The following is an 18,756-nucleotide window of genomic DNA, read 5'->3' on the forward strand; positions in this document are numbered from 1 at the left end:
GCTGCCCCGGCTCGAGACGATATCGAGAGCGACGAGGAGACGCCCCCAGCGGCGAGGCCGAGCAAATTGACTTGACGGGCGCGCGGTTCGACCTGACGGCTCCCTTTCTGTACCGCGTTTGAATTCGTCCTCGAACGTCCCATCTCCGGAGAGCCACGGGATCACCTCGTCGGTAGTTATTCCCCGCTGGTGGTCATCCACACGGTTATGGCCGATATGACTGTCGAGGAAGCGATGGAGAAGTACGGACCCTCGGAACTCACGCGGGACGATCTGCTGGTGCTCGAGGATCCGAACTACACCCCGGAGAACGTCGCGATCGTGACCGGAGCCGGCTCGGGTATCGGGCAGGCGACCGCGCTGGCGTTCGCGGCGAACGGACTGACCGTCGTCGCGACGGACCGCGACGAAGACGGGCTCGCCGAAACGGGGACGCGGGACGAGGAGCTGTCCCTCCCGGGAGAGCTCGTTACCGTGGTCGCCGACCTGACCAACGACTCGGCGCTCGAGCGGATCGTCGAGGAAGCCGCCGAGCAGGGCAACGTCCGATATCTGGCGAACATCGCCGGGATTCAGACCGTCGCGCCGATCGAGTCGTTCCCGCTCGAGAAGTACGACCTGATGCACGACGTCATGCAGCGGGCTCCGATGGTACTCGCGAAACACTGCTTGCCACACTTCCGCGACAACGAAGACGGCAGGGGCGTCGTCGGGAACATGTGCTCGGTCCACGGGCACATCGTGACGCAGGACAAGGTCGCGTACAACACGACGAAGTTCGGGCTCCGCGGCCTGACGCAATCGATCGCTGCCGAGGGCGATGGGAGGGTGCGAGCGTTCACCGTCAGCACGGCCTACGTCAAGACGGCCCTCGTCGCGAAACAGCTTCCCGATACGGCGGATCGGCGCGACATGACGGTCGACGAGGTCGTCGAGAACGTGATGCTAGAGCACACGCGAGTCAAGGAGATGATGGAGCCCTACGAGGTCGCGAACCTGTTCGTGATGGGCTGTTCGAACCACAGTAAGCACCTCAACGGCGGCGACATGACTCACGAGGGCGGAATGAGCCTGACCTACTGAGCCTCGCGGCGTGCGTCACGGGTTTTCGTCGGTTCGTCGTTCACTCCGTGAGGCTTTCCACTGCGGGACCCGTCGCTACTCGTCCCCGTCGACCGGCACTGCATCGCGCGCCGACTTACTGTACATCATCGTTTTCGACCGCGGAGTCGTCGTCCGTCGTGTCGCTCGAGTCCCGAACCCACCGATCGGCCGTCCGCTGGCGTTGCCGCGCTCGAAGTCGGTCCTGTAACCGCTCCTCGATATCGGCCTGCATCTCGAGGCCGCGGTCCGAATCGACGTCGTAGGCGGTCGCGGCCCGGCCGAGAAGCGTCGCGGAGCTGGCGGTGTCGGCCGTCACGCTGGCGAGTCGCCGACGACGCTGGAAGATCGTCGCCGAGTGGATAACGGCCTGCACTCGATAATAGGGGACGACTTTCGTCGTCCGGCGCCAGAACCCGGTGCGCGTGAGGAAGTACCGGTCGTCGATCCGATAGCCCCGGCTCGACCACTTCAGGTGGGCGGCGAACGGGACGACGACCGCGAATGCCGCGAGGACGTACCACCGGTTGACGACCGAGGTATATCGGGCCAGTGCGTATGCGAGGCCGACGAGACCAGCGACGACCAACAGATACCGAACGGCGTACCGTTCGCGCGCGCGGTTCGGCGGCGACTCGAGGTCGGTCGGTCCGAACGGTTCGATCGCACGCGCGAGTTCCCCGACGCGGTCGGCATCGGCGAGGGGGATCGCGGATTCCGTCCCGCGGGAATCGGACTGTCCCGGCGCGTAGCCGGCCGTCTCGACGCTCAGTGCGGCGTAGCCGAACCATCGGAACGGGATCGACTCCGAGATCGTCAGCGTCTGGACCTTCTCGAGGGGGATCGTCCCGCTGTAGCGCTGGAGGAGGCCGCGCTCGTAGTAGAGTTCGTCGTCGGCGCGGGTGAGCCGGAAGCCGTAGTATCTGGTAAACGTGAGGGCGGCGCTGATGAGCCAGGCGGCGAGCAAGAAGAGGAGGATTCCCCAGGCGAGCGCGAACAGCCCCGATTCCGGCCCGGGAAGCCACGCGAATCGATCCGTGGGGACGAGTGCCATCGGATCGAGTCCGCTGGCGAAGGAGAGGGCGATCCCGCCCAGCAGACTCGCACCCGGGTCGATGGTGAAGACACTCAGGATCGCGAGTTCGTGCGGTCGGATCTCGAACAGGACGTCCTCGTCGGCCGTCGGCTCGAACTCGTCCTCGGTGTCGGCGTCGCGAGCGCGTTCGTCGGCCGATTCGGCCCCCGGAGCGCTCCCGCCGCGTCGAAGCTGTCGCCTGAGCCGGTGGGCTTCCGCCTCCGCCACGTACTGCAGGCTGACTTCGGTCTGGCCGCCGCCGGCGGTTTCGATGTGGACGGCGGCGATCCCGAGTACCCGACCGACGACGTTCTGCCTGATATCGACGTTCTGGATCCGCCCGAGGGGGAGTTCGCGGTCCCTGCGCGCGAGCACGCCGGAGGTGACGTCGAACGTGTCGCCGGTGAGTTCGTACCGGAACCGTCGGTAGTAGGCGAACTCGTAGACGATGCCGACGACGATCCCGATCGCGACCAGTCCGAACACCGACAGCAGGTCGGTCCCGTTTCCGCCGGGCGAGGCGACGATGCCGACGACGAAGAACAGAAAACCGGTGTTGAGGCTTCGCGAGAGGGATCTGACCGCGACCGATGCGGGATGGAGGGTTTTCATACGGCGTCTTCACCCTCGCTTTCGATCGCGAGTTCCCGAAGCGACTCCTGTAAGTCCTCCGCGCGGGTCGGCGTCAGTCCGGGGATCGACACGTCCGAGCTCCGGGAGCCGGCCGTGTAGATCACGACGGTCGCGAGCCCGGTCGTTCGCTCGAGCGGCGACCGCCGGGAGTCGACGTGCTGGACCCGGACGTAGGGGACGACGGTCTTGACGCGCGTGAAGACGCCGCGTTCGATGTACAGATCGTCGTCCCGGAGTTCGAATCGCCAGACGCCGTAGCGTCGCCAGGCCACGAAGACGCGCAAGAGCGCGAGGCCGACGGCGATCGCCACGGCGGCCGGGACGAGGACGTCCGGCGCTGATTCCCAGAAATCCGTGCGCGTGAGTCCGACCGCCGCGCCGACGATGAGCCCGCCGAAAATCGCGGCTCGAGCGAGCGCGAGGCCGAGCCAGACGACCCGCACTCGCGGAGTGAGCCGTTCCATACGTACCGTGAGGGGACGATCCGATTAAATGGTGGGAAAGCGGCGGCGGTTCTCACTGCCTGAATGGAGACTCCCGCGCCCGTGGACGTCGAGGTATCCGAGACCCGGCGCAGCCGATCGAGTCGGTTCCGGCGGTGGCGTCGACGGCGGCATGCGAGCCCGTCGTCGGAATAACCAGATACCGGGAAACAGCACTTTCCGGACTGATATCGACGATTCCGGGTCGGATTGGAGATCGCGTATCAGTCGGCAATGCACAGATATATGTGAATAGTTAACGTACGTCCTCTTTAATGGGCAACGATAACGCGACCCTCGAGTTGTTTGCCCTCCAGACAGCGTCCGATGCGGTTCCGGTTGACGAGGTGATTCGCCTCCTCGCGAACGTCCACGCACGGAACGCGGTGGTGTATCTCCACGATCATCCCGCGGCAACGCTCGACGAACTCGCCGACGCCCTCACCGCCGCGGCTGCCAGTGCCGACGAGACGATCGCGACGCCGTCCGATCGTGACCGGGTTCTGATCCGGTTGCATCACGACATCCTCCCGCGACTCGCCGATCTGGACTTCATCGAGTTCGATAGCGAGACGAACACCGTCACCGAGACGCGGATCCCGGACGCGGTCGTCGCCGCTCTGGGGATCGACGAGTAACTGGCATGAACCCGCTTCGAGACATCCTCGAGACCGTCGGCCAGCGGCGGAAAACCCTAGAGGTACACACGGACGAGGAGGCGGTTATTAGCGAGCTTCGACGGCAGTTCGACACCCGAAACGTCGACGTGACCCGCCGGCAACTGGGATCGATCGACGAAGCGGGATTCGTACTCATCCGGGACAGTGACGGCGAGTTCCGGGGTGCGCTGGGACTCGACCAGTTCGAGGCCGTCCTGTCGCCCGAGGACCATCCGCCGTGGGAACTCGCCGACACCGGGTACGACCAGACGGTGCTGTTCAGCTTCCTCGAGAACACGCTGTTTTCCTCGTACAACCGGCGACAGATGCTCGCGACGTCGCGCGAAATCGAAGAGCGGGCGTGGCGAGTCGGCACCGGGCGGTTGTACGCGGGGTTCCAGCGATCGGACGCGCTTCGGGCACAGACCGATCTCTACGATCGGCTCGCGACTCGCGAGTCGGTCGCCGTCACGGTGTTTCTGGAGGGAGACTGTAACGTCTCCCTCGCTGATGACGTGACGGTCGTTGCGGACTCTAACGGCGAACTCGGCGCGTTCTGGTTCCTGGTCTACGACGACGGCGAGAGCGGTTCCCAAAACTGTGCCCTGATCGCCGAAGAACGAACCGACGGGCGGTACTTCGGGTTCTGGACGTTCGATCCGACGATCGTCGGCGACCTGATCGCACACCTCGAGACGAGGTACGCCCTCTCGTAGTGTCCACTAGTAGCTACCGAACCGAATGACACACCACTCGCAATCTACTCGTAGGATTCGGTGTACAGTGCCGTTCAGTGGCAGGTATAGCCGATCAGTCGTTCCGGACGGCTCGGGGTTCCGGTCTCACTGATCGTGTCGTCGCCGCGCTGTGCGAACTCGGCGCGAAGAAAGCGTCTCGAGAGCTATTGTGTCGCGGTCCGAACGTCCTCGACGCGATACAGATCGTCTTTCAGTCCGTCTCCGTCACAGTCCTCGGTCGGACACTCGTAGTGCCAGCCGTCCTGAGTCGCGTCGCCGTCTCGGAATCGTTCCCCGCATACCTGACAGAAGAGCTGTCCCTTTTTGCACGTGTCTCGGTGTAACTCGAGGGCGAGCTCGGTCTGGAACGACTGGTTGCAGTTACGACAGGTGTGCATAGTTCGTCAGACGCGAGCATCCGTCAAAACTGCTTGGGTTCTTTTATTCCGCTCCATAGCGTACTGATTCGCCGCCATTGACCCGATTTGTCGAGGACCGATCGGGAAAAAAGAACGACCCGTATCCGTGTTTACTCGCTACCGAGTATTCCGGTAGCTGGTAGATCGGCCGCAACCTCGTCCGGCAGTCCCCGTCGCGATGGTGTCGGTCCCGTGTCACTCTGTCCGTCGATCGCCCGATTTCATTCGGTCGAAATCCCCTCCGAATTTGTGTCCGGCGTTCCAACGTCGTCGCGATGAACGCATTCGTAATCGGCGGGCGGTTGTTCGTAGGGGCGTTGCTCATCCTGGCGAACGCCTTCTTCGTCGCCATCGAGTTCGCGTTGACCCGTGCCCGACAGTTTACCGAGGAGGAGTTCGTCGACGGCAATCCCAAACTGGAGCGAGCCTGGGCGATGACCGACGACCTCGAACTGTACCTCACGACCTGTCAGGTGGGGATTACGGCCTCGAGTATCGCCGTCGGTATCGTCGCCGAACCGGCGCTGGCGGCGATCTTCGAACCGGTGTTCGAAAACACCGTTCTGGCCACGATCGGGAGCGGCGCGATCCTCGCCTTCCTGATCATCAACCTCGTGCATCTGACTCACGGGGAACAGACGCCGACGTATCTCGGCGTCGAGCGGTCCCGGATGGTCTGTCGGTACGGCGCAGCGCCGCTGTACTGGTTCTACTGGATCATCTCGCCGATCATCACGCTCGGGGATAGCATCGCGAAGCTAACGCTCAAACTCTTCGGGATCGAGATGACCGGCGCGTGGCTCGAGACCGAGGAGGACGTCATCGAATCGCGGGCAGACCTCCGGAACCGACTCGGGTCGGTCCTCGAGGAGGGCGACCTCCCGGAGGAGCGCCGCGAAGAGGTACTGAACGCGTTCAATATCGGCGACCGGTCGATCCGGGACGTGATGGTGTCTCCCGAGGAAATCGTCGCGCTGTCGACGACGGCCGACCCCGTGGAGAACTTCCGGAAGATGGAGGAACGGCCACAGACACGCTATCCGTTAGTCGGTGCGGAGTTGACCGATTTCCGCGGGATCGTCTACACGCCGGTATTCGTCCGGCATCGGCAGGAGCTGGCCGACGGGACCATCGACTTCGAGGAGCTCGCGGCCCCGCCGATGACGCTCTCGCCGGACACGAACGTCAGCGACGCGATCGACCAGTTCCAGACGGAGAGTCAGGAGCTCGCGCTGGTCATCGAGGACAGCGAGGAACCACGTTCCTCGAGCGGTCGGACGCAGTCCGACGACGGCGACGTCGTCGGGCTCGTCACCGTGACCGACCTGCTCGAGGCGGTGATGGGTGATATCGAGGACCCTCTCGATCAAGCAGAGCTCGAACCGATCGATCGGTGATCGGTCGCGGACCGTCGCATCGGCCGGCTGCTGCGCGCGTTTGATTTTTTCGCGTGGCGGTGAATTCGATGGCCGTGTACGACGATATTCTCGTGCCGACCGACGGGAGCGATTCGAGTACGGCGGCGGTCGAGCAAGCCGTCGCGATCGCGAACGGAGAGGCGGCGACGGTTCACTTCCTCCACGTCGTGGACGTGGGGACGGAGATGTCGGCGGGTGCGTCCGGGTCCATCGCGCCGCAGCTCACCGAGACGCTCGAGGACGAGGCCGAGTCGGCCCTCGACGACGCCGTGAGTCGGGCGGAAACGGTCGGGGTGAACTGTGAGCGGCTCACGCGCGAAGGGGATCCCCGCGAGGTGATCGTCGAGCACGTTGCCGACCACGACGTCGACCTCGTCGTCATGGGTGCGAGCGGGCGCTCGGGGCTGAAAGAGCACCTGCTCGGAAGCACGACTGATCGGGTCGTGCGCACGGTCGATACGCCCGTGCTAATCGCACGGCGATAAACGGAGACGAACTGCGTATCGGAAGGAGTGGCTTGACTCGGAGTCATCCGTGAAGATACCGTGTAGTACGAGGAAACGACACCCAGAGCGTGTGGCGTGAGCGGTTCTCCGGCGGTGAGGCCGAAATATCGTCCGGAAAGACGGGCGGGGGCTTCGTCGGCCCCGAAGACGGGACGGGATCCGAAACCGGGATCGCTTCCGTTCGCCGCGAAGCACCCGGACTGGAGGGCACACGTTTCGGGTAGCTACGGCGTCGCTGCAATCGTTCGTCAGCAGTGGGAAGTGAAATTTGCTGAAACGGAGTAGGGGTCACCTACACTCCACAGACGGAACGGAGGCGGGAACAACGACTCACCTGTCTCTACTCTCGACAGTAACGGTGCGGATACAGTGTCAGTTATCGTGATATGCGTTCTCTAGCGTGATTCCTCCGCAAATATCACTTAATTCTCGCGAATGTACCCCACCATTAAGATGGATGACGGGGTAGGACTCCCTCCATGTCAGAAGATGACATGCGTCACGGGGAGGAGTGGTATCGACGGGGGTTCATGAGGGCGACCGGAGCTGCCACCGTACTCGGGTTGCAAGCAGGCGTTGTCGGCGCCCAGGAGAACGGTCAGGGCGACGAGGTCGTCACCACGGACGAGCAACCGCAGCTACCCGACGCACAGCAGCGCATCGACCTGGCCGAACGGGTCGGCCCGCGAGACTTCCACGAGGAGAACTACGAGATACTCAACGTTCACCGCCGCAAGGAGGCGATTCAGACGCTGTTGCGTGACCCGGAGGTAAACCGCGTCGCGGGCGACTGGATCGCCCACTTCATCAGTTACGAGGCGCTGACGAACCACCTCGACGCGATCAGTATCCAGGGGCCGACGGACTACACCGTCGACGGGAGCCTCGAGACGGGAACGTTCGACGTCACGGCGGTCGATCGGCAGACGATCTACGGGCTGATCGACCGGCGACGGAACGAGATCGTCGCGCTGCAGATCGAGGAGCCAACCGACGTCCAGTGGACCGAGGAGTACACGGAGGAGGAGGTCCGACGCGGCCAGATCGTGCTCGACCAGGAGGAGGTCCAGCAGTACGTGGAGGGGAAAGAGTTCTGGCCGATGTTCAAGGTGGCCGAGAGCATCACGAGCGGCCGCGGCCTCGCCCATTACGAGATGTCGACCATCGTCCTCTACGTGGTCGACGAAGACAGCGTCAGCGTCGTCTCGGGGTTCCTCGACGTCCGGGAGGAGGGCAATCCCCAGTTCCTGAAAGCGTACATCGTCGACGACTTCATTCGGTATCCGGTCCAGCAGCTGGCGCGGGAGACGGCTACGAACGACGAGTCGGCCCTCGAGCAGGTTCCGAACGTGCCCGTGGAGAAACGGCCGATGAAGACCGCCAACAACGGGTTCCATCGATTCGAAACCCTGCCCGAACAGCAGTTCCAGCAGGACAACTGGAACGTCAGGTGGGAGCCGCCCGAGACCCAGGGCGTGACCTTCTGGGGCGAGTACAACGGCAGCCCCGTGTTCAGCACGATGAACGCGATGGCCACCCCGACGGCGTACGGCCTCCCGCCGCGCGAGGGCCGCAACACCCGAGAGTGGTATTTCCCGGACGACGAGCCGGTCATCAACGGCCACCACATCTTCTGGGACGTCCACAGCATCCCCTTCGGCGGCCCCGGCCAGTTGGCGAAGATCGACTACCCCGCGCGACGCGGGCATCCCTCGGGCTTCCAGTTCCGGACCCACTACCACACGGGGGCACAGGGCCGCGGGAGCGTCGACTTCCACTCCGGGGCGCAGTTCGGGCCGTACAACTACAACATCTCCTATGAGTTCTTCGAGGACGGCCGCATCGTTCCCATCTGGCGACGCCACGGGCCCGGCTACGTGGTCGAGGCACTGCGTAACTACGGCGTCCCCGAGGACTGGGAGGGCGAGGAGACCGTCGTCCAGCAGTACCTCCACCTCACGGCCCTGGAGCCGACGCCCGGAACGACCGACGGCGGCGTCCGGACGCAGGTCTTCGACGGGGAGGAGTGGCTCACCCCCGAGAGCGAGTTCTACCTCGAGGGCGAACCCGGCCAGAAGGTCCGGTTCTCCAACCCCGACGGGAGCGAGCAGATCGACGTGCCGATGAGCCGCGACCTCGAGGTCGTCGTCGTTCGTCCCCACTCTGACGAAATCGGCCCCGCACAGGACCAAGTGACCCGGACGGACGACAGGGAAGTGGAGGCCGAGTTCTACCACCCCGCCCAGTACGTCGACGGCGAGGGGATACAGGACCAGCGGGTCATCTTCTGGCTCATCATGGAGGCCTCGATGGACGAAGTGCCTCACCCGGCGGGCACCACCGGCTACGTCGCACAGGCGGAGTTCCAGCTCAACGGTTACGAGAGCTAACCCGACTCTCGATTCTTTCGGCGCTGAAGCAGCGCGACGCTACGGCCGGATACCACCGTTTCACTCGCGCCTTGGGCCATCGCTCCACGAGAGTATCGGGGACGGAATCGCCGGATCCGGTAGGAGGGCAGTCGACGGTTCAGTCGTCCTGTCCGAGAATGCCGCGCTCGGTCATCTTCCGCGGGTCGAGCACCTCGTCGGCCTCCTCCTCGGTGAGATACCCCTTCTCGAGGACGACCTCGCGAACGGTCTTGTCCTCCTTGAGCGCGGTCTTGGCGACCTCGCTGGCCTTGTCGTAGCCGATGTGGACGTTCAGCGAGGTGGCCATCGCCATCGACTGCTCGACTCGGTCCTCGCAGTAGGCCTCGTTAGCCTCGAGTTTCCGGACGAAGCGGTCGCCGAAGACCTGACTCGCGTTCGAGATGAGTTCGGCGGACTCGAGGAAGTTGTGTGCCAGCACGGGCTTGTAGAGGTTGAGGTCGATCTGGCCCTCGGCGGCCCCGGCGGAGACGGCGGCGTCGTTGCCGACGACCTGCTTGTGGACCTGATTGACTGCCTCGGCGACGACCGGGTTGATTTTCCCGGGCATGATCGACGAGCCGGGCTGGTTCTCGGGCTGTTCGATCTCGCCGAGTCCGTTCCGGGGACCGGAAGCGAGCAGTCGGAGGTCGTTCGCGATCTTGTTCAGCGAGCCGGCGACGGTCCGGAGCGCGCCGTGGGCCTCGCTCATCGCGTCGTGGGCGGCCTGGGCCTCGAAGTGGTTGTCGGCCTCGCGGAACTGGACGCCGGTCTCCTTCGTGATGTATTCGGCCGCGCGGCCGGGGAACTCCTCGTGAGTGTTGAGACCGGTCCCGGTCGCGGTGCCGCCGAGCGCGAGCTCGCCGAGATGGTCGCGAACCCCATCGACGCGGGCCAGTCCCTTCTCGACCTGCGTCCGATAGCCCGAAAACTCCTGTCCGAGCGTGACCGGCGTCGCGTCTTGCAGGTGCGTGCGACCGGTCTTGACGACGTCGTCGAACTCCGCTTCTTTCTCCTCGAGCGCCTCGCGGAGGGTATCGAGCGCCGGGATGACGTCCTTCTCGACGGCCTCGAGGGAGGCTATGTGCATCGCAGTCGGAATGACGTCGTTGCTCGACTGGCCGTAGTTGACGTGGTCGTTGGGGTGGACGACGCGGTCGCCGATCTCGCTGCCCATGAGCTCGGCGGCGCGGTTGGCGATGACCTCGTTGGCGTTCATGTTCGAGGAGGTCCCGGAGCCGGTCTGGAAGACGTCGACCGGGAACTGGTCGTCGTGTTCGCCGGCGATGACCTCGTCGGCGGCCTCGATGATCGCCTCGGCGACGTCGTCGTCGACCAGGCCGAGGTCGCGATTGGCCTGTGCGGCGGCCTTCTTGACGACGCCCAGCCCCCGGACGAACCGGCGACTGAACGTGATCCCCGAGATGGGGAAGTTCTGAATGGCACGTTGGGTCTGTGCGCCCCAGTAGGCGTCCGCTGGCACCTGCATCTCGCCGAGGCTGTCCTCCTCGAGTCGGTAGTCGTCTCCGTCTGCCATACGCGGAGCCTCGGCTCCAGTCAGGTAAAATCCACCGAAAGGCCGAGATAGTCCGCTCGAGCGCTCGCGGAGCACCGACCGGAGCCGCGTTCGCCTCGTTCCGCGCACGTCCCGAGCGGACTCGAGGTCGAGGACCGGCTATCGTGCGGGCGTCAGTCGTCGACGGGGACCGTGAGTACGGGAACCGAGGCGGTTCGGCGGACCCGATCGGTGACGCTCGTCCGAGAGAAGTACCGGCGGAGACCGGTCCGGGTCGGTTCGCCCATGACGATGAGGTCGATGCCGTTGTGCGCCGCGTACCGAACGATTTCTCGGGCCGGGTCGCCGTATCGGAGTCGCTTCGAGATCGGAACGCCGGGTTCGGTCGCCGCGTGGTCGACAGCATCCAGGGCCGCTTCGGCGCGTTCCTCCCGTCGCTCGACGACCACGTCCCACTGATCGACGGACGCGTTCATCCGAACGATCGATAGCGCATCGACTCGCGCGTCGTGACGGGCGGCCTCCGCGACGGCGACCGCACCGACCGCGTCGTCCGACTCGCCGTCGATCGCGACGAGGACGCGGTCGAAGCCCGTCAGGTGGGTCGTCGTTTCGGTACCGGCGTCGTGAGAGCCGACCGCCTCCGGTTCGTCCGTCCCTCTCGACTTCGTTGCCATTACGTCACCGTACTGGGCACGGAACCATATAATTGTCCAGAAAATAATTCACATCGGAGGATGTTTTCAATACTCGAACGCGTATCGACCCGTGAATCCGTTTCACGGGGTGAAAGGAGCCGCCGATCGCGGAGAACCGATCGCTCCGACTATTCGGCCTCGAGGTCGTCGTACTCGTCGGGCGTGTACGTCGACAGTTCGAGGGCGTGGATGTCGGTCGTCATGTGGTCGCCGAGCGCGTCGTAGACTTTCTGGTGTTGTTGCACCAGCGGCAGGTCCTCGAAAACCGGCGAGACGACCGTTGCGGCGAGGTGGTCCTCGTCGTGTTCGTCGCGCGCGTGCGTGACCGTCGCCTCCGCGTTCTCGAGATTCGATTCGATGATGTCCTCGACGTCGACTGGCTTCATACTGAGAAACTGAGCCGCTCGCGGCAAAAGGGCCGCGGTCCCGGCCAGTCAGACGGAGCTCCGCGCGGCTCAGAAGGGGACGTCGGAGGGAACGTCGCGGCCCGACGAGTTCCCGTCGCCCAGCCCGTCGAACCCGGTGGTGACGGAGACGCGATCGACGGCGTCGATGTCGGACGGGAGCCGCCGCTGGATCGCCTGCGTCGTCATCGGACTGACCCCGCAACCGCTACAGGCCCCGGTGAGGTTGATCGAGACGCGACGCTCCTCGAGATCGACCTCGGTGATCGAGAACTCGCCGCCGTGACCTTCGATCTGCGGGAAGTTCCGTTTGAGGAACAGCGACACGTCTTCGCGGACGGCATCCTCGGGGGACTGCTCCGTTTCGGACTCGCTCATGGGTGAGACGAGGAACTGAAGCGGTATATACTGTCGGGCGAATCGGTTCTCGCCTCGAGGCACCCGCCGATCACTGCTCCGGGCGACCGCGGCAGAAATAGCGCGATTTTATGTCGACTCGAGACCCGGGGTGGGATATGTCACTGGCAGCCGAGACGCGCCGCGCGGTCGAACGCCACCCGTTTCTGCTGACTGCCCTCCGGGCAGATATCGTCAACTACAGCGCCGCCGCCCGCTTTCTCGAGGTCGACGGCGAACCAGACGCGATCGCGACGGCACTGCGACGGTACGCCGACGAGGTGCCGAACTACGAGACGGACGCTCGCGACGTTCGTGTCCGAATGGAAAGCGGAATCGGACCGCTCGAGGGCACCGACGGGGAAACGGACGCGCTCGTGACCGTCGGCGGCGCAGCGTTCGGCCCCTGTAGCGGTGATCAGACGGCGATCGTCGCAACGGGCGACGTCGATACGGATGCGCTCGCCGGTGTGCTCGCACGGCTCTCGACCGAGGCGATTTCGGCCGAGGCGGCAGGCGTGACCGACGGAACGATGGTACTCGTGGTCGACCGACTCGAGGGTGCGAACGCGCTTCGCGCGGTCGAGGACGCGCTCGAGCGAGTGCGCATTCTGCCGACGAGAAATGCGTGAAAGCCGACCATAGATCGCTCGTAACCGGACCCTCGGATAGTCAGTTTCGGAGGGTTATTCCGCACTGCTATCGTACGCGTCGCTGAAATCCCACTCGCGGCGGAGGAGTTCTTCAACTCCGTGTTCGAGGATGACTTCGCCGAGGATCGTCGCTCTGTAGTACGTATACAGTCCCTCGCTGTCCCGTTCCGTTCGGACGCGCTTCTCGACGAGTCCGACATCCCGGAGTTTACTGAGATGGTAGTGGAGGGTGCTGTCGTCGACGTCCATCACCGAATCGAGTTCCGTGGGGGTCAGTTCGTCCGTCCGAGAGAGTCGGTACACGATTTCGAATCGGGTCCGGTTCCCGATCGCAGCCTGCATCTCGAGATATTCGTCGAGGGAGAGGACACTCTGCTCAGGGAGGAGATCGTCCGGGTCGTCCGGAATATCGTCGCCGACTTGTGCGCGGTTCGACCCCATAGTATCGGAGACTACGCTTCCCGATTTCTTAGTCCTTGTTCGGCCAACATCTGCTGAAAATGCCCTTCTTTATATTCTATTCACGATTCCACAGATGGTCGAGGGATAGCTAGTGATCTGGACCGTCGTACGAACCCGTGGAACTTCGCATCGAGACGTACGAGACCGAAACGGAACTCGTCGATATCGTGCGACGGTTCGTCGTCACGACGATGAATCGCGAACGATTCGGTGATCTCGAGACGCTCGACTGAGTACCAGTCTCGATACTGTAATTCCGCCAGTCTATCTGTCTAGAGAGTAGTTCAGTACGGACAGTCAGCCGAGCACAACTGATTTGTGGCTCATGGCGAACGATACCGTATGCTGATTCAGGCCGTCTCGGAACCCACGGACGAGCCGGTTCCCAGTGCGATCCTCTCCGAACTGATCGACGACACGATCACGGCGTTACCGAAGGTCATCTCGGGCGTTCTCTTCCTGGTGGTCGCCTACCTCCTGATCAAGGTCGCGCTGTGGGTCACCCGGTCCGTCCTCGAGCGAATGCATCCCGACGAGCAGCGGCTCATCGTGGATCTCTCCGTGACGATCGTGGGCGTGTTCCTCTGGTTCGGCGCCGCGCTCGCCTTCCTGAAGATCGTCGGCCTGGGTGACGTCGCGGCCAGTTTGGGGACGGCCGGCGGGTTCATCGGATTGGGCGTGGCGTTCGCGCTCAAGGAGATGATCGCCGATACGGTCGCGGGCATCTACCTGCTCCGCGATCCCGACTTCGAGGTCGGCGACACCGTCAATACGGCCTCGGTCACGGGAACGGTCGCGCAGATCGACCTCCGGAAGACGCGAATCCGGGCCGACGACGGGACGCTGGTCGTCCTCGCGAACCGCGACGTCGAGAAGAAGTGGACGAACGAATCGAGCGCCGCGAGCGGATCACGGGTCGAAGCACCCGCCGAGTAGCCGGCTTCGACAGTGTCGAATCCTCGAGACGAGCCGACGATGCGGCCCCCGTCTCGTGGGAATCGGTTTGCGCTCGAGAACGGGCGGCGCAGGGGAGCATCACACGGTTTAACTTTCGGCCGGGGGAAGTGTCGGTAATGACCCTGCACGTGACGAACACGTTGACGGGCGAAAAAGAGCCGTTCGAGCCACAGGATCCCGAGAACGTTCTCCTCTACTACTGTGGCCTGACGGTCTCGGATCCGCCACACCTGGGCCACGCGCGGTCGTGGGTCCACGTCGACGTCATGCACCGCTGGCTCGAGCACCTCTCGTACGACGTGCGTCACGTCGAGAACTTCACCGACGTCAACGAGAAGATCGTCGCCCGCGTCGGCGAGGACGACCTCGGCGAGAGCGAGGGCGACGTCGCGGAGACCTACATCCAGCGGACGATCGACGACATGCGTTCGCTGAACCTCTTGCGCGCGGAGGTCTATCCGCGAGTGTCCGAACACGTCCCCGAGATCATCGACCTCGTCGAGACGCTGATCGAGAAGGGCTACGCCTACGAGTCGAACGGGTCGGTCTACTTCGACGTGAGCAGTTTCGACGGGTACGGCAAGCTCTCGAACCAGGAACTCGACGAGATCGAGTCTCAGGGCGATCCCGACGAGCGCACCGAGAAGCGGAACCCGGCGGACTTCGCGCTCTGGAAGGCCGGCGGCGTCGATCCCGACGCGGTCGCGGAACACCGCCACGAGGGCGTCGACCACGGCGGCGACCCGCCCGAGGGACTGACCTGGGAGTCGCCGTGGAGCGAGGGGCGACCGGGCTGGCACATCGAGTGCTCGGCGATGAGCATGACCCACCTCGACGAGACCTTAGATATCCACGTCGGCGGGCGCGATCTGGTCTTCCCCCACCACGAAAACGAGATCGCACAGTCCGAAGCCGCGACGGACCAGCAGTTCGCGAACTACTGGCTCCACTGCGAACTGTTCCAGATGGACGAGGAGAAGATGTCCTCGAGCCTGGGCAACTTCGTCACGGTCGACGAGGCGATCGATCGCTGGGGGACGAACGTCATGCGGACGTTCCTGACCGCCGGCTCCTACAACAGCAAACAGCTCTACTCCGACGAGACGATCGCCGAGGCCCGGGAGCGGTGGGAGCAACTCGAGCGCGGCTACGAGGCGGCCGTCGAGGTACTCGACTCGCCGGCGGCCAGTTCGAAAGTCGCGGACGAGTCGCTCCGCGACGAGGTCGACGCCGCGCGCGAGGCGTTCGCGACCGCGATGAACGACGACTTCAACACGCGGGAAGCGCAGTCCGCGCTGCTATCGGTCGCGACGGCGATCAATCGACATCTCGAGGAGAGCAGCGCTGACGGTGACGAAGGTGCAGGCTACGATTACCGCGGGCTCCGGCAGGCCGTCGAGACCCTCGAGGAACTGGGCCGTATCCTCGGCCTCTCCTTTACCGGCGAGACGACGGGCTCCGCGGAGCTCGCCGGCGACGTCGTCGACCTCGTGCTCGACGTCCGCGAGCAAGAGCGCGAGGCCGGCAACTACGAGCGCGCCGACGAGTTGCGCGACGAACTCGAGGCGCTCGGGATCGAAGTGCAGGACACGGACGACGGCTCGACGTATCGACTGCCGTCCGGGGAGTAATCGGCGGTTCGATCGGACAGTTCTCACGGATCAGGTCTGACGACACGCCTCAAGTACGTCGAAACCCTATGGGCGGTATGAGTGGGACAGGCTCGGTTGCCGCTGCCGGCTTCGATGCCCTGCCGGCACGCGTCGCCATTCTCGACGCCGACGGGGAAATCGTCTACACGAACGAGTCGTGGGACTCCTTCGGCGTCGATCAGGGGCTGGCCGAGGGGGCCGGCGGGGTCGGTAACAACTACCTCGCGGTCTGCGACGCCAGCGACGACGCGAACGCGACCGAGGCGGCACGCGGGATCCGGGCGGTCATGAGCGGCGACTGTCCGGAATTCTCCCTCGAGTATCCCTGCCACACGCCCGAGGAGGACGGCTGGTTCATGCTGCAGGTGAAACCCTACGAGCTCGATGGAGAGCGATTCGTACTGACGATGCACGTCGACATCACGGATCGGCGACTGCTCGAGCAACGGACCGCCGAACAGGCCGAGCGAATGGAATCGTTCGCGAAGTTGCTCTCACACGACCTTCGAAATCCGTTATCGGTCGCGCTGGCCCACGCCGAGATGCTCGAGTTGGACGACGAGATCGATCTCGAGGCAGAGGGGAGCGATCGGAGTCCGCTGCGGTCGTCGCTCGAGCGAATGGAAGCGATCATCGACGACGCACTGGCGCTGGTCACGATCGAGACCGTAGAGGAGACGGAACTCGTGTCGCTCGAGCGCGCAGTCGAAACGGCGTGGGCGAACGTCTCGACGGGATCTGCGAGCATCGCGGTCGTCGACGACGTTGCGATCCGCGCGAGCGTCTCGCTGGTGAGCCATCTCTTCGAAAATCTGTTCCGAAACGCTGTGGAACACGGTGGTGACGGCGTACGGATCGAGATCGGCGCACTCGAGAGGGACGCCGAAATCGATGAGGCTGGTGATCCGGCAGTTGGCGGCACCGACCTCGAGGGGACAGCCGCGGACTGGACGGCCGATTCGGCCGCGTTCGATGGATTCTACGTCGAAGACGACGGCCCGGGGATTCCGGCCGACCTGCGCGAGCAGGTGTTCGAATCGGGCTACTCGAGCGACGACAGGTCGGGCTTTGGCCTCGCGATCGTCGCGGAAGTCGCTGACGCACACGGCTGGTCGGTTTCGGTGACGACGGGTCGCGACGGCGGTGCCAGATTCGAGGTCAGAGACGTCTCGGTCGTCGAACTATAGACGGTTCGAGCGGCCACACAAACGGTGATCGGGAAGGAGAGACCGCTCCGCGATAATCACTTCGTCGCCCGCCGGACCACGGGTGCTTGGAGATGATGGCTCCGTCTCTCGAGCACTGCCACGAGCTCGTCACAGACGATTCGGGCTGTGATGGGGGACTCGAAACGGGAGGTCTGTAGCCGGATTTGCTACGCTGTGCCGGCGTCAGTAGTGGCGGCTCCCGCAGTCAGAGGCCGATCGCAGTCGCGATCGAGAGCCCGCTCGCGAGGGCACCAAGCAGGTAGCCGCCGATCGCGCCGCCGTTGAGAAGCGGTAGTCCAGCGTGGGCTCGTCCCTCGAGGACCATGTACATGAGCACGAGCAGCCCGGCGATCGTTCCGAGCGAGGCCCCGAGCGCCGGGAGGTTGAGCGCGATACCGGGAACCGCGAGCACGCCGACGTCGAGGAAGGCGGCCGCGCTGGCCACCAGAATCGTCGGAATGACCGCGTCGCCGAGGCCGATGAACAGCGCATCGCGATCGAGCGCGCCGGCGTCAGTCTCGGAGTCTTTCTCAGGGGCCTCGTCCGCGTCGACGGCACTGGCCTCCGGTTGCGCATCGCTGACCGTCCCGCCGTCGGCCGCTTCGGTGTCGGCCTCGGTCCCGGCGCTACCGTCCTCGAGAGCGTCGTCGGTGCTACCGGCCGCGAGGTAGGAGTAGGAGAGGGTCATCGGGACGACGAGGACGACCGGTATCTTGAGGTCCATCACGCCCTCGGCGAGGTCCAGCATGTGTTCGGTGCCGTAGACGCTGATGGCGTCGTAGACCGCGAGCACCGAGAGCAACACGAGGGCGGGGAGCAGGCCGAAACTGATCCCGAACAGGGCGGCGGCACCGGCGCCCATCACGACCCCCGCACCGTCGATGACGTACCACTCGGGATACCACAGTAGCGCCGCGCCGACGGCCAGCGAGGCGACGATCGCGAGGGCGCTCGCGACGCCGTCGGACACGAACGGCGCGACGACCGCCGGGACGAGTTCGGCGAAGACGTACCACGAGATCATCACGCTGACCCCGACGAGCAAGAGTCGAATGAGCCAGTCGAGATCGTATCTGAACGCTGCGAGCATGAGCCCGGTCGCGACGAGCATGACGCCGACGTAGAGGATACTGTTGATCGGATTCTCGGGATCGTCGACGGCCTGCCGGCCCGACTCGGTGAACGGCTCGAGCAGCGCGAGCGCACCGAGTTGAATGCCGAGAAACAGCAGTACCGTCGTCCCGACGGCAGCGAGGATCCGGGTCCGGTCGTTCATGGCGCGGCGTTGGCACCCCGCTCGTATTGGTTTTTCCACTCCGGATTCGCGACGAAGACGTGCGAAATTCGGGGCAGAAGCGGTGAGGTGTCCGAC

General features: G+C 64.4%; 19 protein-coding genes and 1 pseudogene. 11 read left to right on the forward strand and 9 right to left on the reverse strand.

What is annotated here, in order from left to right:
• Positions 1–216 precede the first annotated feature (216 nt).
• Positions 217–1,083 carry an SDR family NAD(P)-dependent oxidoreductase gene (locus tag NDI89_RS14025; RefSeq protein ID WP_277522280.1) on the forward strand — a complete coding sequence of 289 codons (867 nt, stop codon included), beginning with the start codon at positions 217–219 and terminating at the stop codon, positions 1,081–1,083.
• 115 nt (positions 1,084–1,198) lie between these two features.
• Here NDI89_RS14025 and NDI89_RS14030 read toward each other — a convergent pair whose 3' ends face one another.
• The gene (locus tag NDI89_RS14030) at positions 1,199–2,788 is read right to left on the reverse strand and encodes a PH domain-containing protein (RefSeq protein ID WP_277522228.1); all 1,590 of its coding nucleotides are present in this window, start codon (positions 2,786–2,788) and stop codon (positions 1,199–1,201) included.
• Complete coding sequence (locus NDI89_RS14035) at positions 2,785–3,273, reverse strand: PH domain-containing protein (protein ID WP_277522229.1); 489 nt, start codon at positions 3,271–3,273, stop codon at positions 2,785–2,787. Before NDI89_RS14035 ends, NDI89_RS14030 begins: the two co-directional genes overlap by 4 nt.
• A gap of 293 nt (positions 3,274–3,566) precedes the next feature.
• Here NDI89_RS14035 and NDI89_RS14040 point away from each other — a divergent pair, with 293 nt between their 5' ends.
• Both NDI89_RS14040 and NDI89_RS14045 read left to right on the forward strand, forming a co-directional pair.
• The gene (locus tag NDI89_RS14040; protein WP_277522230.1) at positions 3,567–3,929 is read left to right on the forward strand and encodes a DUF7344 domain-containing protein; all 363 of its coding nucleotides are present in this window, start codon (positions 3,567–3,569) and stop codon (positions 3,927–3,929) included.
• Positions 3,930–3,934: 5 nt separating this feature from the next.
• The gene (locus NDI89_RS14045) at positions 3,935–4,666 is read left to right on the forward strand and encodes a DICT sensory domain-containing protein (protein WP_277522231.1); all 732 of its coding nucleotides are present in this window, start codon (positions 3,935–3,937) and stop codon (positions 4,664–4,666) included.
• Positions 4,667–4,851: 185 nt separating this feature from the next.
• Here NDI89_RS14045 and NDI89_RS14050 read toward each other — a convergent pair whose 3' ends face one another.
• A complete protein-coding gene (locus NDI89_RS14050; protein WP_277522232.1) occupies positions 4,852–5,085 on the reverse strand; it encodes a transcriptional regulator in 234 nt (77 codons plus the stop codon).
• Positions 5,086–5,381: 296 nt separating this feature from the next.
• Between NDI89_RS14050 and NDI89_RS14055 the strand changes: the two genes are divergently transcribed.
• From NDI89_RS14055 to NDI89_RS14065, 3 genes are all read left to right on the forward strand, one after another.
• The gene (locus tag NDI89_RS14055) at positions 5,382–6,503 is read left to right on the forward strand and encodes a CNNM domain-containing protein (protein ID WP_277522233.1); all 1,122 of its coding nucleotides are present in this window, start codon (positions 5,382–5,384) and stop codon (positions 6,501–6,503) included.
• A 74-nt stretch (positions 6,504–6,577) separates the two neighbouring features.
• On the forward strand, positions 6,578–7,009 hold the full coding sequence (locus tag NDI89_RS14060) for a universal stress protein (protein WP_277522234.1): 432 nt from the start codon (positions 6,578–6,580) through the stop codon (positions 7,007–7,009).
• A 500-nt stretch (positions 7,010–7,509) separates the two neighbouring features.
• Entirely contained in the window at positions 7,510–9,420 is a 1,911-nt protein-coding gene (locus NDI89_RS14065) for a hypothetical protein (RefSeq protein ID WP_277522235.1), read from the forward strand.
• A 139-nt stretch (positions 9,421–9,559) separates the two neighbouring features.
• On the opposite strand, the gene NDI89_RS14070 is transcribed toward NDI89_RS14065, so the two are convergent.
• The 4 genes from NDI89_RS14070 to NDI89_RS14085 form a co-directional block, all read right to left on the reverse strand.
• Positions 9,560–10,975, reverse strand: coding sequence for a class II fumarate hydratase (locus NDI89_RS14070; RefSeq protein ID WP_277522236.1), 1,416 nt, complete (start codon positions 10,973–10,975; stop codon positions 9,560–9,562).
• A gap of 152 nt (positions 10,976–11,127) precedes the next feature.
• The gene (locus NDI89_RS14075; RefSeq protein ID WP_277522237.1) at positions 11,128–11,631 is read right to left on the reverse strand and encodes a universal stress protein; all 504 of its coding nucleotides are present in this window, start codon (positions 11,629–11,631) and stop codon (positions 11,128–11,130) included.
• Positions 11,632–11,780: 149 nt separating this feature from the next.
• Entirely contained in the window at positions 11,781–12,038 is a 258-nt protein-coding gene (locus NDI89_RS14080; RefSeq protein ID WP_277522238.1) for a BolA family protein, read from the reverse strand.
• A 69-nt stretch (positions 12,039–12,107) separates the two neighbouring features.
• The gene (locus NDI89_RS14085) at positions 12,108–12,434 is read right to left on the reverse strand and encodes a NifU family protein (RefSeq protein ID WP_277522239.1); all 327 of its coding nucleotides are present in this window, start codon (positions 12,432–12,434) and stop codon (positions 12,108–12,110) included.
• 137 nt (positions 12,435–12,571) lie between these two features.
• Between NDI89_RS14085 and NDI89_RS14090 the strand changes: the two genes are divergently transcribed.
• A complete protein-coding gene (locus tag NDI89_RS14090) occupies positions 12,572–13,084 on the forward strand; it encodes a DUF7523 family protein (RefSeq protein WP_277522240.1) in 513 nt (170 codons plus the stop codon).
• 54 nt (positions 13,085–13,138) lie between these two features.
• Here the strand turns inward: NDI89_RS14090 and NDI89_RS14095 are convergent, their stop codons facing one another.
• The gene (locus NDI89_RS14095; protein WP_277522241.1) at positions 13,139–13,546 is read right to left on the reverse strand and encodes a winged helix-turn-helix domain-containing protein; all 408 of its coding nucleotides are present in this window, start codon (positions 13,544–13,546) and stop codon (positions 13,139–13,141) included.
• Positions 13,547–13,686: 140 nt separating this feature from the next.
• Here NDI89_RS14095 and NDI89_RS24060 point away from each other — a divergent pair.
• The 4 genes and pseudogenes from NDI89_RS24060 to NDI89_RS14110 all read left to right on the forward strand — a co-directional run.
• Positions 13,687–13,800 (forward strand): annotated as a pseudogene (locus tag NDI89_RS24060) (DUF7509 family protein); the annotation flags it as partial.
• Positions 13,801–13,909: 109 nt separating this feature from the next.
• Positions 13,910–14,503, forward strand: a complete 594-nt coding sequence (locus tag NDI89_RS14100) for a mechanosensitive ion channel domain-containing protein (RefSeq protein ID WP_277522242.1) — start codon at positions 13,910–13,912, stop codon at positions 14,501–14,503.
• Positions 14,504–14,640: 137 nt separating this feature from the next.
• Positions 14,641–16,155 (forward strand): cysteine--tRNA ligase, encoded by a 1,515-nt coding sequence (gene cysS / locus NDI89_RS14105; RefSeq protein ID WP_277522243.1) that lies wholly within the window; start codon positions 14,641–14,643, stop codon positions 16,153–16,155.
• A gap of 77 nt (positions 16,156–16,232) precedes the next feature.
• Positions 16,233–17,363: a sensor histidine kinase gene (locus NDI89_RS14110; RefSeq protein ID WP_277522244.1), complete on the forward strand. Its 1,131-nt coding sequence runs from the start codon at positions 16,233–16,235 to the stop codon at positions 17,361–17,363.
• A gap of 226 nt (positions 17,364–17,589) precedes the next feature.
• Here NDI89_RS14110 and NDI89_RS14115 read toward each other — a convergent pair whose 3' ends face one another.
• On the reverse strand, positions 17,590–18,660 hold the full coding sequence (locus NDI89_RS14115) for a presenilin family intramembrane aspartyl protease PSH (RefSeq protein WP_277522245.1): 1,071 nt from the start codon (positions 18,658–18,660) through the stop codon (positions 17,590–17,592).
• Positions 18,661–18,756: the final 96 nt, after the last annotated feature.

It is taken from the genome of Natrinema salsiterrestre (genome assembly GCF_029502005.1).
Taxonomy (GTDB): Archaea; Halobacteriota; Halobacteria; order Halobacteriales; family Natrialbaceae; genus Natrinema; species Natrinema salsiterrestre.

Excerpts from the sequence above, each read along its gene's own strand:
- NDI89_RS14025 (WP_277522280.1), top strand. The coding sequence starts at position 217 with ATGACTGTCGAGGAAGCGATGGAGAAGTACGGACCCTCGGAACTCACG.
- NDI89_RS14035 (WP_277522229.1), bottom strand. The coding sequence starts at position 3,273 with ATGGAACGGCTCACTCCGCGAGTGCGGGTCGTCTGGCTCGGCCTCGCG.
- NDI89_RS14050 (WP_277522232.1), bottom strand. The coding sequence starts at position 5,085 with ATGCACACCTGTCGTAACTGCAACCAGTCGTTCCAGACCGAGCTCGCC.
- NDI89_RS14070 (WP_277522236.1), bottom strand. The coding sequence starts at position 10,975 with ATGGCAGACGGAGACGACTACCGACTCGAGGAGGACAGCCTCGGCGAG.
- NDI89_RS14065 (WP_277522235.1), top strand. The coding sequence starts at position 7,510 with ATGTCAGAAGATGACATGCGTCACGGGGAGGAGTGGTATCGACGGGGG.
- NDI89_RS14090 (WP_277522240.1), top strand. The coding sequence starts at position 12,572 with ATGTCACTGGCAGCCGAGACGCGCCGCGCGGTCGAACGCCACCCGTTT.
- NDI89_RS14085 (WP_277522239.1), bottom strand. The coding sequence starts at position 12,434 with ATGAGCGAGTCCGAAACGGAGCAGTCCCCCGAGGATGCCGTCCGCGAA.
- NDI89_RS14110 (WP_277522244.1), top strand. The coding sequence starts at position 16,233 with ATGAGTGGGACAGGCTCGGTTGCCGCTGCCGGCTTCGATGCCCTGCCG.
- NDI89_RS14115 (WP_277522245.1), bottom strand. The coding sequence starts at position 18,660 with ATGAACGACCGGACCCGGATCCTCGCTGCCGTCGGGACGACGGTACTG.
- NDI89_RS14080 (WP_277522238.1), bottom strand. The coding sequence starts at position 12,038 with ATGAAGCCAGTCGACGTCGAGGACATCATCGAATCGAATCTCGAGAAC.
- NDI89_RS14100 (WP_277522242.1), top strand. The coding sequence starts at position 13,910 with ATGCTGATTCAGGCCGTCTCGGAACCCACGGACGAGCCGGTTCCCAGT.
- NDI89_RS14075 (WP_277522237.1), bottom strand. The coding sequence starts at position 11,631 with ATGGCAACGAAGTCGAGAGGGACGGACGAACCGGAGGCGGTCGGCTCT.
- NDI89_RS14095 (WP_277522241.1), bottom strand. The coding sequence starts at position 13,546 with ATGGGGTCGAACCGCGCACAAGTCGGCGACGATATTCCGGACGACCCG.
- NDI89_RS14045 (WP_277522231.1), top strand. The coding sequence starts at position 3,935 with ATGAACCCGCTTCGAGACATCCTCGAGACCGTCGGCCAGCGGCGGAAA.
- NDI89_RS14040 (WP_277522230.1), top strand. The coding sequence starts at position 3,567 with ATGGGCAACGATAACGCGACCCTCGAGTTGTTTGCCCTCCAGACAGCG.
- cysS (WP_277522243.1), top strand. The coding sequence starts at position 14,641 with ATGACCCTGCACGTGACGAACACGTTGACGGGCGAAAAAGAGCCGTTC.
- NDI89_RS14030 (WP_277522228.1), bottom strand. The coding sequence starts at position 2,788 with ATGAAAACCCTCCATCCCGCATCGGTCGCGGTCAGATCCCTCTCGCGA.
- NDI89_RS14055 (WP_277522233.1), top strand. The coding sequence starts at position 5,382 with ATGAACGCATTCGTAATCGGCGGGCGGTTGTTCGTAGGGGCGTTGCTC.